Below are 15,287 nucleotides of genomic sequence, written 5' to 3' on the forward strand. Positions count from 1 at the left end.
ATCCAGGGCAGGCCTGTCCCTTCCCTGCTACCGGTTATCAACTGAACGAATACTAATTTATTGGCCCTGATTTAAACAAAAACCTTGACATCCCAATATCGATATGTTATCTTTTTGATAATCGCAATGGTCTATACCATTCGGCCTTGCATACGAAAATTATCTAGAATTTCACAAAATTTAACAAATGAATTCATCAGCCTATAAAAATAACGCATCTTATTGAAAATGGGCATTCCAATCTACGTCCAAATTGCAGAGAATTTGCTCGAAAAGATAGCAACGGGAGAACTAGCCCCTGACCAGCGGCTGCCTTCCGAGCGAGAGTTGAGCAAAACACTGAACGTCAGTCGTATGACGCTTCGAGCAGCTTTGCGCGTTCTGGATAATAAAGGCCTGCTGATTCGCCGCCCAGGTGATGGAACATATATCGCACAACCCAAGATTGAGCGACAGGCAGGTAAATTGGTGCCTTTCACCGAAGGTATGCGCCTGCGGGGTTTCCAAACGGGCGCAAAAATAATCACCTTTGAACAACGACATGCTGAAGTATCGATTGCTAATCAATTAGAGATTGCCGTTTCGGAACCCGTTTATTATATCCAACGCTTGCGCCTCATCGCCAGGAAACCGATGATGCTCGAAAAATTCATTGTGCCCGTTTATCGCTTCCCTAATCTCGATGCCTACGATTTGGAAATGCGCTCGTTTTACGAAGTAGCAGAAACCGAATATGGTATCAGAATGCACCAAGCGCAACAAAGCCTGGAAGCAGTTTCAGCCACAGAATTTGAGGCCGAGTTGTTAGATGTTTTGCCGGGCGCGCCGCTGATGCTAGAAAGCCGCCAGGCGTCTGACCCGGAGAGACGCCCTGTGGAATATGGGCAAGACTTATACCGGGGAGATCGCTTTCGTTTCATCACTGATATTGCGCCAAAGGAAAAATTATTGCGCGGCTAATTATGCAAGCAGGCATCCCAGGTTTATCTTACAGACACACTGGCAAACCGGAAAACGAATAGACCTGTTCCTGAATAAAATAGAGTGCGAAGGCGGGAGATGCCGAGATAGTGGTTATTTGGGAACAACTCTAATCAAGACAGCAATTTGATGAGCACAGCAAAAACAACGAATCACATGGGTTCATTCAAAAATAAATCGGAAGGCGATATCAATATCTCACCCCACCGAGATGCGTGGCAGGCAGCCAATCTTGACGAAAAAACACGCGCTCTGTTGGATGAGGATGCGCGTTACTTCTTGCACCAATCACTCTCGACACCCTGCCTGAATGCGTTGCAGGCCTGTGATGGTATCTATATCGAAGATTTGCAGGGGCGACGGTATATGGATTTTCATGGCAACAACGTGCATCAGGTTGGCTTCAGCAACCCGGATGTGATCGCGGCCATAAAAACCCAGCTCGATGAACTATCTTTCTGTACCCGGCGTTATACCAACCGCGTTGCCGTTGACCTGGCGAAAAAGTTGGCAGAAATTGCGCCCGGAGACTTGAACAAGGTTTTACTCGCAACTGGTGGGGCCAGCGCAGTTGGCATTGCCATCAAACTGGCGCGCTTAGCCACCGGGCGGCACAAGACCATTTCGATGTGGGATTCATTCCACGGCGCTTCACTGGATGCCATCTCCGTTGGGGGCGAGGCTGTCTTCCGGCAGGGGATCGGCCCGCTGCTGCCCGGAACCGAGCATGTGCCGCCTTCAGATGAGTATCGCTGTTTGTGGGATTGCCACCAACGGGGCGGCTGCGATTTGAAGTGTGCCCGCTATGTTGAGTATGTGCTGGAAAAAGAGGGCGACATCGCCGCAGTGATCGCCGAGCCGGTGCGCAGTACCCCATATATTCCCCGGCCCGAATACTGGCAGACCATCCGGGAGGCTTGCGACCGGCATGGCGCACTGTTGATCTTCGATGAAATCCCCCACGCATTGGGACGCACCGGAACGATGTTCACCTGCGAGAACTTTGGGGTGGTACCCGATATCTTGGTGATTGGCAAAGGGCTTGGGGGTGGAATCCTCCCACTGGCTGCAATCATCACCCGCACAGAGTTGGACGTGGCTGCTGACCGCGCCCTGGGCCACTATACGCACGAGAAAAATCCGGTTGCATGTGCGGCTGCCCTGGCAACCATTGCAACCATCGAAACGCACAAACTTGCCGAAAATGCCCGCCAGGTGGGCGGCTACGCTCTGGAGCGCATGAAAGCGATGATGGTGAATCATCCATTGATTGGCGATGTGCGCGGGTTGGGTTTGCTGATGGGCATCGAGCTTGTTCGAGACCGGGATACCCGCGAGCGTGCCACAGACGAAGCGGAAGCCGTCATGTACAACGCTCTGAGCAAGGGTCTCAGTTTCAAGATCACCATGGGCAATATATTGACGCTGACGCCGCCACTGACAATCACGCGCACGGAAATGGCGCAAGCCATGGATATTCTTGAGCAGAGTTTAATTGAAGTTCAACGGACAGCGTAAACGTTAACCTTTGACAATAAGGAGCATTATGGAGATAAATCCCACAATTTCTGGTTGGAAGGACAAAATTCTGTTCACCCCCGGCCCGCTGATTACCAGCCGAACCGTCAAACAAGCCATGTTACGCGATCTCGGTTCGCGCGATTATACGTTCATAGAATTGGTGAAAGATATTCGCAATCGATTGTTGGAGATAGGCCAGGTGCGCAAGGGCGATTATGAGGCCATCCTTATGCAGGGCAGCGGCACCTTTGCCCTTGAAGCGGTGGTTTCCTCCACAGTACCTCCGGGTGGAAAGTTACTGGTGATCGTCAACGGGGCTTACGGACGGCGCATCGCGTTGATCGCCCAGGTGCTCAAGATTGATGTGGCAACATTGGTGTATCCAGAGAATCGCACGCCCGATTTAGCAGAGATCGAAGCCACGCTGGCCGCGGACGACTCAATTACCAATGTGGCCGTGATCCACTGTGAAACCACAACCGGCATCATCAACCCCATTAAAGAAATCGGCGCGATTGTCAAACAATTTGGCAAAAGCTACTTCGTAGATGCCATGAGCAGTTTTGGAGCGGTTCCTTTTAGTTTATCCGAATGCGAAATTGATTTTATGGTTTCATCGGCTAATAAATGTATCGAGGGCGTGCCGGGCTTTGCCATCATCCTGGCCAAGCAAGAGTCTCTTCTGGCAACCGAAAGCTATGCACGCAGCCTGAGTTTGAATTTGCTGGCGCAATGGCAGGGGCTGGATACTAACGGCCAATTCCGCTTTACGCCGCCAACCCACGCGCTACTCGCCTTTCATCAGGCGCTGCTGGAATTGGGGGATGAGGGCGGCGCCGAGGGACGCGGACGCCGGTATCAAGCCAATTACGAGACACTGGTCACTGGCACGCGCGCCCTCGGGCTGCGCGAATATTTGCAACCCGAAGATCAAGGCTATATCATCACATCTTTTCACTACCCGCCTCATCCAAAATTCGATTTCGAAGCGTTTTATCGCCGCCTGAATGACAAGCAACAAGTAATCTACCCTGGAAAGGTCAGCGAAGTTGCCTGTTTTCGGATTGGCAGTATTGGGCGAATTTTCCCTGCCGATGTGAGCACCTTGCTCGCTGCCATGCGCGAGACCTTTGAAGAAATGGGCGTTACGCTAACGTAATTGCCGATAATCACATATTTTATTCACCCAACAAAGGAGTTTATAATGGATTTCACGTTCAAACGCATTTATAAAGGCCAGGTCAAAATGGTCGTTCTCGATTGGGCTGGCACAACCATGGATTATGGCTGCTATGCCCCCGCGGTGGTTTTCATCGAGGTCTTTAAAAACAAAGGGGTAGAGATCACGATGGAGCAAGCGCGCCGCCCGATGGGTCTGCACAAACGCGAACATATTCGAGCTATCAGTAAACAAACTGAGGTGGCCGCGATGTGGCAAACTGTGCATGGCAGGCCGGTTACGGATGATGATGTTGAAGCCATGTTCGCCGATTTCCAGCCGCTTCAAATGGCATGTCTGGCGGATTATGCTGACCTGATTCCTGGCGCGCTCGATGCTGTTGCCGCGCTACGCGAAAAAGAGATTTTGATTGGCTCCACGACAGGCTATTTTTCTGAGGCGATGGAATTGCTCAAAAGCGAAGCTGCTGCCCGCGGCTATGTCCCAGACAATAGCGTTTGTGCAACCGATGTTCCAGCTGGCCGCCCCGAACCGTGGATGGTGCTGAAGAATATGTTTGATTTGGGCATTTACCCGCCCGAAGCCGTGGTGAAAGTGGATGATACTAAACCCGGTATCTCCGAGGGCCTCAACGCTGGCACCTGGACAATTGGTCTGGCAAAAACGGGTAACGAGGTTGGTTTGAATCTTGAAGAAGTGAATGCCTTAACCCCCGAAGTTTTGAAACCCTTGGTTGTAAAAGCGCGCCTGGAATTGGCGAAGATGGGCGCCCATTATGTAGTCGATTCAATCGTCGAGGTTCCCGCGGTGGTTGAAGATATCAATCTGCGCCTGGCGCGCGGCGAACGTCCGTAATAAAATAAGCGATCAAGTTTTTGCTCGAGGGCGCTTTGCAGAAATAATCCGCAAAGCGCCCTCGTATCTTGTCATGCATACGCAAAAGCCCAAAGAACTATGGGAGGCTCTTTGAGGACTATCGTGAGAAACCCCAAATACGGGCAACTACTACGGCGATTCCCAGAGACCCTATTGAGATTGACAGGATGTGTTATGAAAGAAAAACTAAAAGGCAAAATCGCAGGTGCAGATTGGAAAAACATCATCAAAAACTACCTGACGATAACCATCGGCGCATTCTTGTTGATCATCAGTATTGATGTTTTCTTCGCGCCATCGAATATTTCGCCAGGAGGCGGGGTAACGGGCTCGGCGCTGATCATCAATAAATTTACGGGGTGGCCGATCGGCCTGCTCATGCTGATACTGAATATCCCCATGCTTGTTCTGGGCTTCTATCGTTTAGGGCGTTTCAACTTTCTTGTCCGCACACTTTATACGGTATTGATCTACAATCTGGGTGTCGATTTTTTTGCCGGTATTCTTCCCGCAGGTATCACGGATGATTTACTACTCAATGCCTTGTATGGAGGTGTGCTGGGCGGAATTGGTACGGGGCTGATCTTTCGCGGACGCAGCACAACGGCTGGGCTGGGCGTTGTATCACGCGTGTTACAGTTGAAAACAGGTATTCCTATCAGCCAGATTTATATTCTGACAGACGGCGCGGTTTTGCTGATTTTTGGGCAGGTCTTTGGCTGGGATAGAGCGCTTTACTCATTGTTGGCGCTATTTATCTTTGGCCTGGCGACAGATTATGCTTTAGAAGGTCCCAGTATGATCCGTACCGTATTTGTTGTGACAAATTCGGCTGAGGCTGTTTCTCAGGGGTTGCTCAGCCGCCTCGGTGTGGGTGTGACGGCTTGGTCTGCCCAGGGGATGTTCACCAATTCTGAACGCGCAATCTTGTTCTGCACGATTGTCCGCTCTGATGCTGCCACCCTGCAAGCTGTTGTCTCGGGTATTGATCCTCAGGCCTTTATTGTCATCGGGCAAGGGCATCAAGCCAGCGGCGGCGTGCTGCGGCAAACCCCCCATGAGCAACAGCATACGCTAACGCCGCCGGATGATATCCAACCTTCGTGATGAATTCCCCCGCTGAGGTAAGTAACAGTCACGCAGCGCTTATTCTAAAATAGCGGGGTGCTTCATCGTTTCGGGGATGGGGATGCCGAGCAGTTTGCAGATAGTTGGCGCAAGCTGCAATTGTGAAACAACTTCGTTGGTATTTCCCCTCCCTGGGGTCCCAGGCCGAATCACGAACAACGGAACCTCGCGCACGTCCGGGGTTGTGCCGCCGTGCATTTTGTCGATATTCATGCCGTGGTCGCCAGTCACAAGGATGTTGTAGCCGCGTTCCATCCACTCGGGGATTAAGTTCGACAACATGGTATCTTGGCGGATGGCATGAACACGGTATTCACTGGAATCCGAGCCGTACGCATGGCCGGTATCGTCCATGCCCATCGGGTGAATCAGCAAATAGTCGGGATTGAATTTGCGCACCAACATACCAGCGGTAGCAAACAGTTCTGTATCGGGGTAAGCGTCATCGGAATAAAATCGCCCGTGCTGGATAAGCAGGGACAGGTCGTCGACTTCGCGATCATCAATCATGTCGTAGGGAGCGCGATTATAAAGTTCTGAAAACCAGGAATAAGCCACAGCAGCAGTGGTTTTACCGGCATCGCGCGCGGCCTGGAAGATGTTGGGCACCTTGGAACGCCGCACTACATAATTAGAAACCACGCCGTGCTCAAAAGATGGTAGTCCGGTGTGTGTGGTTTCGTACATTGGGCGCGACATCGACGGTAGCTCGCCAATGACCTTATAAAGATCGGCCAGTTTGGATTCGACTAGATGTCCCAAGAAGCCCATCTGTTCAACAGCGGTATCGTATCGCAGAGCATCCGAGAGTACTAAAATAACTTTTTGCATTTTTACCTTTCGTTTTTTAAATACGAAGTTGCTTGCCAGCGCATCGTTGCAAGCAAGCTCTTGATAAAATGTACTTGATTGTTCGCCCAGCGTCTTTCGTTTAGAAAAATTTTATCCGCATTTTTTTCATCGAAAGGTGTTTCGCTGGGGTCTTTATACGGGATAAATGGATCTTCGCCTTCATCCGTGTGGCGATAAGCTGGGGCGTAGTAATCTACCTCTTGCTCTAGCGCAAAACTAATGACTTGTGGTTTTGCCTCCCCCAACAGCAACAACTCAAACAACATACGCGCATAGGGCATTTTATCTTCAGGTGAACCCTGCACAACCCCCACTTGTCCGTAACCTTTGCTTTCTTTGATTACTTTGGCACCCTTAAGATGCACCTGGCGTATATAGGGTGCCATTGCTTTCATGGCAGTCAGGGGCTGTTCACAAGCGTTGATCATATTCGTGAAGTCGAACAAGGCGTGGATGCGAGGGTGATCGACTCTTTTTAGCATATGTACGATTTCAGTTGATTTAAATTCTTCATGTTGCTCGAAATCAAAGAACAAATTGTACTGATCTGCCAGCCTTGCCATATAGCGCAAATCAGCAACCGTCCATGTCAAGGCCTGGGATAAAAAGCCCTCGTAGCGCGAATAGACACGAATGTTTTGAACATCCAGTGTTCTGGCGATTTGAACGACTTTATCGATGTCGGCCTTTTTGGTGCTGCTCGTTTCCAAATGAATGGTTAGATTGAGTTCTTGGGTATAAGTTTTAAACCGGGCTAATTGTTTTGGTGTACTTTGAGCAAGACTGTGTTTTTCCCCGTCGTCCACATGGATATTGATGCCATGCAATTCGTGCTCGTATGCGAATTCAAGGACATCTGCTGGCCTGAATGATCCGTGAGTCAGATTCTGGATAAAGGAATACGTATGCGCGTGCAGCCGAACACCATCAACACGATCACGTAATTTTTGGGCAATTGCTGCACTAAAAATAACCGGTTCAGCATTTGGTAGATTAATATTCAAAAACTGTGCAAATTGGCTTGATGGATCAATGCTCATATGGCGAGTTGGGATTTTTGCGGATCGTGGGGAAATAAAGGGGGCAGAGACGCAAGTTTTTTATTTCTCTGCGTCTTTGCTCTCTTAGTGTTAGTTTAATTGGTATTCAAGCGATTGTTGATGATTGTATTTTTTGTTTCTTTGCTACGAGTGAGTGCATAAATAATAAAATTATTCTCTGGGATGAATTAACAAAACCGGAATATTAACCTGTTGCATAACCTTCTCGGCAATATCGGCAAAGAAGAAGCGCAGCATTCCTACACGCGCCTGTGTCGACATGGCAATCAGGTCGATTTTGTCACGTTTGACAATGCGTACAATTTCACCGACAACGTCATCCAAAAAGCATACTTGAATGGCGACACTGTACCCGTGTTGCTTCAGTTGATTCATAATTGGCAGCAGGTCTACTTCTATCTCAGCCCGCAGGCTGTCTTCTTCCTGGCTGGAGAAAACGGGAAAGGTTTTGGGGCCTAATGGCTCCCCGTCCGATTCGAGTGCATAATCGGAGCGGTAGTCCGGGGCGGCAAACCCCATCCCTTTGGGTGGTTTGGTCACATAATACAGGATGAGCTTATTGTCTTCAGTCTGGATGAATTTTTCGACCTCACCCAATATTTTATGACTGATATTTGATTTTGTTAGGGGAATTAAAATATTCTTCGACATGGGACGCTCTCCATTGTACCTGGCTCAAGTCAATTTGCTGCTACAACAGAAACTGGCATTTTTACACCTTTCAATGTCAACGTATCAGCAAAATGGCATGCTACAAAATGTCCTTTTTCGATTTCCCCCCACGCTGGCATTTCTGTTTTACACATATCCTGCACATATGGGCAGCGGGTATGGAAACGGCAGCCAGAAGGTGGATTAATTGGGCTGGGAATTTCGCCTTCTAGTTGGACAGGGGTCATTTCCATATCCGGATTTACTTCAGGAATCGCTGATAATAAGGCTTCGGTATAAGGGTGCTTTGGCGCATGGAAAAGCTTTTCCGTGGGAGCCAATTCAACAAATTGTCCCAGATACATCACAGCAACCCGCTTCGAGATATGTGCTACCACGCTTAAATCGTGAGCAATGAACAGATAGGTAAACCCGAATTCCGACTGCAGATCCATGAGCAAATTAAGAATTTCTGCCTGAATGGATACATCGAGCGCGGAAACCGACTCGTCGCAAACAATAAATTGAGGTTTGGAGACAAGTGCGCGGGCAATGCCGATGCGCTGCCGTTGCCCACCGCTGAATGCATGGGGAAAACGGCGCAAATACTCCACGTTGAGTTTGCAATGCGCGGCTGCAGAGCGCACGCGTTCATCGACTTCTTTGCCTGTGGCCAGTTGCTGTGCGACCAAGGGTTCGGCAATAATATCCCTCACCGTCATACGTGGATTCAATGAAGAATAAGGGTCCTGGAAGATCAATTGCATATGCTGGCGGTGTGCCCGCATTTCTTTATCTGTGAGTTGGGCTAAATCCAGCATTTGATCGTTGATACTAAAAGAAATATGTCCTTCTGTCAGATCAATTGCTCGCAGGATCGCGCGGCCGACGGTGGTTTTTCCAGAACCGCTTTCGCCAACCAGACCCAGTGTTTCGCCTTTCTCGATATGAAAACTAACGCCATCAACGGCTTTCACATATTTTGTAACCCCACCCAAGATACGCGTACTACGGATGGGAAAGTGTACTTTAAGGCCCTCGATTTGAAGTAAGATATCAGACATCTCTATCCTCGTGCAAAAAGCAATATACGATATGAGTATCACTGAGTTGGGTAGGGCTCGGCATTTCGGCATCACAGGTGCCAGGTATTATTTTTTCACAGCGCGTGTGAAAAGGGCAGCCTGCTGGACGTGCCAAGGGACTAGGGATATCGCCGCTGATGGCTGTTAGGCGCTCCCCGAGATGATCCAATTGGGGGATGGCTCTTAATAAGGCTTGCGTATAAGGGTGCTGCGGCTGGTGAATAATTTCTTTTGCAGTGCCTCGCTCCAGAATTTTCCCCAGGTACATCACCTCCACCTCATCGGCCACCTGAGCAATGACACCCAGATTATGCGTGATAAAGATAATAGACATCCCAAGGTCTTGCTGCAAGTCCCGCATCAGTTTTAGAATTTGCGCCTGAATCGTGACATCCAATGATGTGGTTGGTTCGTCAGCGATCAGTAGCGATGGGTTCATCGACAGCGCTACGGCAATCATGGCACGTTGGCGCATGCCGCCCGAGAGTTCAAATGGATACTGTCTGAAACGCTGCCGGGGGTTGGAGATGCCCACACGATCCAGCATATCAATGGCGATCTCCTGGGCTTCATCTTTGCTAACATCACGATGCTGCAAAATCGCTTCCATAATTTGATTGCCAATCGTGTAGACCGGCGAAAAAGAACTCATAGGTTCCTGGAATATCAATGCGACTTCACCGCCGCGAAGCTCACGAAGCTCACGGCTGGTTGGTCTGAGATTGGTTATTTCTACAACTTCATCATCCTTGCGGCGGAATTGAATGGATGAGTTTTTTTGGATGATTGAATTTTTGGGTAAAAGTCGCATAATAGACCATGTGCTGACGCTCTTGCCCGACCCGCTTTCGCCCACGATACCCAGTGTTTGACCCCGCTTCACGGAAAAATTGACGCCGTCTACTGCGGTGACGATTCCTTCATCTGTCTTGAAAGAAATTTTAAGATCTTTGACTTCTAGCAGGTTATCCTGATGGATGGATTCTTTTGTTGTTGATGTCATGAATTTGTCTCCATATCACGGTTATCCGCTTATCTGGTATGGATCTGCGGCATCTCGCAAGCCATCGCCCAGCACAGTAAAGGATAGTACGGCAATCACCACAAAAGCAGCTGGGATGAACAGCCAGGGAGCTTGTTCGATGGCGCGAACCGTCTGCGCGTCTTGTAAAAGGACGCCCCAACTAATTGTAGGGGGGCGCAGGCCCAGCCCAACGAAGCTGAGCGCAGTTTCACTCAAGAGCATATACGGGAACGAAATAACCAGATCAACAATGATATAACTCATGAAGGCTGGCAATAAATGTCGGGCAATAATGCGGCTGGGCCTGGCTCCAGCCAAACTGGCGGCCACGACATAATCCTCGCCACGCAAGCTTAGCAATTTACCTCGAATGCGGCGGGCCAAGGTCGGCCAACCAACAACCGCCAAAATCAGAGTCATCGCAAAATAAACCTGGGTCGATGACCATTCGGTAGGAAAGGCAGCCGCCAGACCCATGTATAGCGGTATCACCGGGACGACACGCACAATTTCAGTTAATCGCTGGATAACATAGTCGAGCCAGCCGCCAAAGTAGCCAGCCATCCCACCAATGATCAAAGCCAGTACGAAAGAGATCAATACGCCTAAAATGCCAATTGATAACGAGGTGCGAGTGGCAAGCAAGATACGAGTGAAAATGTCTCGCCCGAGACTGTCGGTACCAAAGAGATGAACTGAGCCTTCGTCAACTCCAAATAGATGGGTCTGCATTTCGATAAAACCCAATAATTTATAGGGTTCGCCTTGAATAAAGAATTTGATTTCCCGGCGAATGGTTGGATCGATTTTGACTTCCATCCTTAAGGTTTCCGGGTTGCGTTCTGATGTGACGCCGGGCAGAAAAGGGCGCAAGGTACAGCCATCGTCATTGCAAAAGCGGGGCATTTGCGGGCTGACCAACACAGCTCCGCTAATGCGGGTTGTGCCAGTGTATGGTGCAAAAAATTCGGCAAAAAGCCCGACTAATGCCAGTGTGATCAGAATAAAGGCCCCAAGTTTGGCAATATGATGTTTGCGAAAACGCCACAAAATTAACTGCAATTGGGTGGCTGAATAATAACGCAGTGCCTCTTCTGATTCTGTTTGGCTAATGGGCGTCTGTAGTGCTGTCGAGGGTAAATTGGAGGTAGTCATTTCCCTTAACCTTCTATTAGCTTAACGCGCGGGTCTAAGATCGCGAGGGCAATATCTGAAAGAAAATTCATAAAGACAATCATAAAGGTCAGGACGAGCAGAATGGCCCCGGCCACAAACATATCTAAGTCGAGATATGATTTCAGCAATAATTCTCCCAGTTCCGGCAAGCCCAAGACCAGGGCCACAATGGGTAGCTCGGAGAAAATGCGGTTAGCATCAAAGCTCACGGTGCTGACAACGGGGTTGATTGCCAATCGGGCCGGATATTTGAGCAGTAATTTCCATTCAGGGACGCCGCGGGCACGAGCCGCCGTCACAGACAGGTTGTTAATCTCATCAAGCATGGTGGCCCGTACTGTTTGTAGTTGAAAGGCAGTTGCTGACCAGGCCAAAACGATGGCTGGAATGATAAGGTGGCTGAATAGATCCAATGCTTTCTCTACACTCCAGGGGGCATCAGCATACTCAGGCGAAAAAAGCCCTCCAACCGAAGAATCGAAAACAGTAATAGAAATATACAACAATACCAGAGCCAGCAAAAAATTAGGCAGGGCAAAGCCTAGATAGCTAAACACGGTCAAAGCGTAGTCTTCTATGGAGTTGCGTCTGATGGCGGCGTACATGCCAACCGGTATCGAAATTAGATAGGTTACAACCAGAGTAGAGAAAAGAATTGCCATGGTCAACCCGATTTTTTGCCCGATAACGTTGTTGACCGATGTTTGAAAAGAAAAGGCCTCACCAAAATCGCCGTGAAGGATAATACCGCCAATCCAGTTGAGATAGCGCTCCGGGGCTGGTCGATCAAGACCAAATTCCGCCCGAATATTGTCGATATCTGCTTCAGTAATCTGGGTGCCTGTTCCCGAAAATTTACGGAACGCCCATCGATCAGCATAATCGCCAGGAGGGAGTTCCATGATAATAAATACCATAATTGACACGAAGAACATTGTTACAACCATGCCAATAATGCGCTGAATTAGGAATTTGATCATCTCTTCTTCCTCTGTATTTGGTTGATTGAAGTAAGAAGTAGGGAGTAAGAAGTAGGAGTGTTTAATTGCTCGCTTGTTGCTTACTTCTTATGGATTTCCGCAATTCGGTGGAAGGAGTCCGGAATATGGGTGTGGGTACGCGAAGCATCACACACCCATATTCCGATAGAGTTTTCAATGAATTGCGGAAATCCTGTTTTGCAGCAGTTTCTTAGAGTCTATAATATATTTTGGACTCTATGTTGCTTGAGTGATGAAATAAATCATCTTTCTCACCCCATCTTTCTGAAAGATGGGGTGAGCGTTTCGTGTGATTCGGATTACTCAGAGATGAACCACTGAGACGGGATCATTGGATAGGCACGGTAGTAGTCGTAGCTCACTACGGTGTAAGGCCCGAAGTTGCCCAAGCGGTTGGTGTGGATGATCGGTTGCTTAACATTGCCGGCAATCCCGATCTTCCATAAGTTGTTCACATGGATGTCAACAATCTGCTCGCCCAAGGCATCACTTTCGGATGTGCCGAGTTCGTACTGCTGGAATTGTGCGGCAAGGTCATAGAGAGAGATGGCGTCGGCTGGCGGCTCAATGCCAGTTGCTCCGTCTGATTTAACCCACTCATCCCACAGGTATGCTACACCAGGATTGAAAGGTTCACCAAAGGGCGGCACCAACATCTCATCGTTGCCGATGATGATTGCGCCAGACGTGCCATCAAACAGCCAGGTAATGACTTCTGCACCATTGGTATTGGCTCGCTGGCGGTATTCATCCGAAGTGACTTCTTTAAGCGTGACAGCAACGCCAACCGCTTCCCAATAATCCTTGACCAATTCATGCGTTGGTACAGGGACACCCTGATTGGAGTATTGCAGGTCGAGGGTGAGCTTGGATCCATCCAAACGATCACGGAAACCATCGCCATCAACATCTACCAAACCCATATCATCAAGCAACGCAATGGCTGCAGTGGGGTCGTATTCGATGAAGGCAGTCTTGTGCTCTTCGGTGACGAAGGTCACGGTGTTCGGGTCGGCCGGGGTGGCCTGGATTGGTTCAGCCTGACCAAGATATACCAATTCGACGATCTCTGCCCGGTTAATGGCCAGCGACATCGCCTGACGGAAGCGCAAGTCATTGAAGATTTCGCGCAGGCCTTCGTCTTCGTGGGTGAGGTTGAAGCCATAGAAAGCAGTAACGCCAACGCCGAAGCCCAGGTCAACGGTGTAATCGCCGTTAGCCTCATTCTCTTTGTAGAGCGTGAAGTCAGAGATATTGATCGACTGAACTTTGTAGTCAACTTCACCATTGGTGATTTTCAGGTTGCGAACTTCTGCATCGGGAACATATAATTCGTTTTGTTCGTTGATGTAGGGCAGTTGGTTCCCTGCGGTGTCAACCATGTAGTAGTAGGGGTTGGCAACAAAACGACGTCCTTCAGTGGTTTCTTCAACCAGGATGTGGGACTCAAGCGTAGGGATTACATCTTCTGCTTCGCCACCCAGCAAACGGGAGGGGGTATCCGTCCAGTCGCTGTTGCCATAGTAATATTCAGCTACTTCAGCTAAAGTCATTCCTTCCGCAATTTTCGTTTCAAAGAAATGCTTGGGCTGGAAGGGTTGAATGTAGGTGGTGGAGAAAAAGCTCAGCATGCCAGGGGTTGGCTCCGGGAAGACGAATTTGAAGGTGGTTTCATCGATCACTTCAATCGACATCAAAGAGTCACCAAAGGTAACCCAGCCGGGTGTACTGGCGAAAACATCAGGATTCAGAACAATCTCATTCAGCCAGAATTCAACGTCGGCCGAGGTAAACGGCGCGCCATCAGACCATTTATGGCCTGCACGGAGGAAGAATGTAATCTCTGTGAAGTCATCGTTCCACTCCCAGCCCTTGGCTATATTGGGTTCGAAAGTAACATAGTCGTCGCCGAAGCGAACCAGGTTGACGTGACGAACGCTCAAAAAGTCGGAGGTGCCAGACTCGGTCGCGTTTGAGAGCGCATTGAAAATTCCACCGTATTGGCCGATGGCCTCGTAAGGCACAACAACCAATGGTTCAGCCGGAACGCGTTCTGCTACTGGTGGCAGCTCTGGATTGTTGGTGATGCGGGCATTCAGCGCGGCGATGTCGGGGTTTTCACTGAAAACCATGACGCAGCCAGCCGCAGCTTCGAAATCTGCCAATTCATAGAGACGCGCGTATTCACCAGCCGGAACTCCACCACGATCGGCCAGGGTGATAGCCGGGCAGTCAGTTTGTGCGGCTGCAGCAGGTGCTGCTTCTTCAATTGGTGCGTATGCGCTTAATACCAGGGCAAAGAGCAGCATCAACGTGATGAGCAACAGGCTTTTTTTGTTAGACATTTTCTTCTCCTTGAATATTTTTGTTAGGAAAATGGGTTGCTATTACTTGGTAATTCTCGAAATGCCAATTTTTGCTATCGCCTATAGAACCACCTCCTAGATTTATTGCTAAACCTAACTATAAAATCGAATGAAAAATCTTGCAGTCGTACGCAGTAAAGTAATGTAGCGGCTGTAAATTAAAAGTTACAATCGTTCCCCCTTAAATAACCCAATTCATTTTACCTTATTTTTTAGCCATTTCTGATAATTCTTTACGGGTTCTTTAGAAATATGCAGTGCTGACGTTTGGCCTGCTCTGAACACTTATAGAGCAAGCCAAACATCAACATCCTCATAATTCACTCGAACAGTGTAGCATATCTTTAGTAACAATCTGCCGTGTTTGTTTAACAGTGTGTAAACG

General features: G+C 49.0%; 13 protein-coding genes. 5 read left to right on the top strand and 8 right to left on the bottom strand.

Features of this window, described 5'->3' with window-relative positions; translation table 11 throughout:
• The first annotated feature begins 228 nt into the window (after nucleotides 1-228).
• From HN413_07265 to HN413_07285, 5 genes are all read left to right on the top strand, one after another.
• A complete protein-coding gene (locus HN413_07265; protein ID MBT3390196.1) occupies nucleotides 229-960 on the top strand; it encodes a GntR family transcriptional regulator in 732 nt (243 codons plus the stop codon).
• Nucleotides 961-1,137: 177 nt separating this feature from the next.
• A complete protein-coding gene (locus HN413_07270) occupies nucleotides 1,138-2,499 on the top strand; it encodes an aspartate aminotransferase family protein (GenBank protein ID MBT3390197.1) in 1,362 nt (453 codons plus the stop codon).
• Between the two features lie 28 nt (nucleotides 2,500-2,527).
• On the top strand, nucleotides 2,528-3,661 hold the full coding sequence (locus HN413_07275) for a 2-aminoethylphosphonate--pyruvate transaminase (protein MBT3390198.1): 1,134 nt from the start codon (nucleotides 2,528-2,530) through the stop codon (nucleotides 3,659-3,661).
• A gap of 45 nt (nucleotides 3,662-3,706) precedes the next feature.
• Nucleotides 3,707-4,537 carry a phosphonoacetaldehyde hydrolase gene (locus HN413_07280; GenBank protein ID MBT3390199.1) on the top strand — a complete coding sequence of 277 codons (831 nt, stop codon included), beginning with the start codon at nucleotides 3,707-3,709 and terminating at the stop codon, nucleotides 4,535-4,537.
• A 195-nt stretch (nucleotides 4,538-4,732) separates the two neighbouring features.
• On the top strand, nucleotides 4,733-5,665 hold the full coding sequence (locus tag HN413_07285; protein MBT3390200.1) for a YitT family protein: 933 nt from the start codon (nucleotides 4,733-4,735) through the stop codon (nucleotides 5,663-5,665).
• 39 nt (nucleotides 5,666-5,704) lie between these two features.
• On the opposite strand, the gene HN413_07290 is transcribed toward HN413_07285, so the two are convergent.
• From HN413_07290 to HN413_07325, 8 genes are all read right to left on the bottom strand, one after another.
• Entirely contained in the window at nucleotides 5,705-6,517 is an 813-nt protein-coding gene (locus HN413_07290; GenBank protein ID MBT3390201.1) for a hypothetical protein, read from the bottom strand.
• Nucleotides 6,518-6,519: 2 nt separating this feature from the next.
• On the bottom strand, nucleotides 6,520-7,578 hold the full coding sequence (locus tag HN413_07295) for a TIM barrel protein (protein ID MBT3390202.1): 1,059 nt from the start codon (nucleotides 7,576-7,578) through the stop codon (nucleotides 6,520-6,522).
• A 171-nt stretch (nucleotides 7,579-7,749) separates the two neighbouring features.
• Nucleotides 7,750-8,250, bottom strand: coding sequence for a universal stress protein (locus HN413_07300; protein ID MBT3390203.1), 501 nt, complete (start codon nucleotides 8,248-8,250; stop codon nucleotides 7,750-7,752).
• 29 nt (nucleotides 8,251-8,279) lie between these two features.
• Complete coding sequence (locus tag HN413_07305) at nucleotides 8,280-9,314, bottom strand: ATP-binding cassette domain-containing protein (GenBank protein MBT3390204.1); 1,035 nt, start codon at nucleotides 9,312-9,314, stop codon at nucleotides 8,280-8,282.
• Nucleotides 9,307-10,299 carry an ABC transporter ATP-binding protein gene (locus HN413_07310; protein ID MBT3390205.1) on the bottom strand — a complete coding sequence of 331 codons (993 nt, stop codon included), beginning with the start codon at nucleotides 10,297-10,299 and terminating at the stop codon, nucleotides 9,307-9,309. The genes HN413_07305 and HN413_07310 overlap by 8 nt, the downstream gene beginning before the upstream one ends.
• A 60-nt stretch (nucleotides 10,300-10,359) precedes the next feature.
• Nucleotides 10,360-11,514, bottom strand: a complete 1,155-nt coding sequence (locus tag HN413_07315; GenBank protein ID MBT3390206.1) for an ABC transporter permease — start codon at nucleotides 11,512-11,514, stop codon at nucleotides 10,360-10,362.
• A 5-nt stretch (nucleotides 11,515-11,519) separates the two neighbouring features.
• Nucleotides 11,520-12,482, bottom strand: coding sequence for an ABC transporter permease (locus tag HN413_07320; GenBank protein ID MBT3390207.1), 963 nt, complete (start codon nucleotides 12,480-12,482; stop codon nucleotides 11,520-11,522).
• Nucleotides 12,483-12,835: 353 nt separating this feature from the next.
• Nucleotides 12,836-14,845 carry an ABC transporter substrate-binding protein gene (locus tag HN413_07325; protein MBT3390208.1) on the bottom strand — a complete coding sequence of 670 codons (2,010 nt, stop codon included), beginning with the start codon at nucleotides 14,843-14,845 and terminating at the stop codon, nucleotides 12,836-12,838.
• Nucleotides 14,846-15,287 lie beyond the last annotated feature (442 nt).

This window comes from Chloroflexota bacterium (assembly GCA_018648225.1).
Taxonomy (GTDB): domain Bacteria; phylum Chloroflexota; class Anaerolineae; order Anaerolineales; family UBA11858; genus NIOZ-UU35.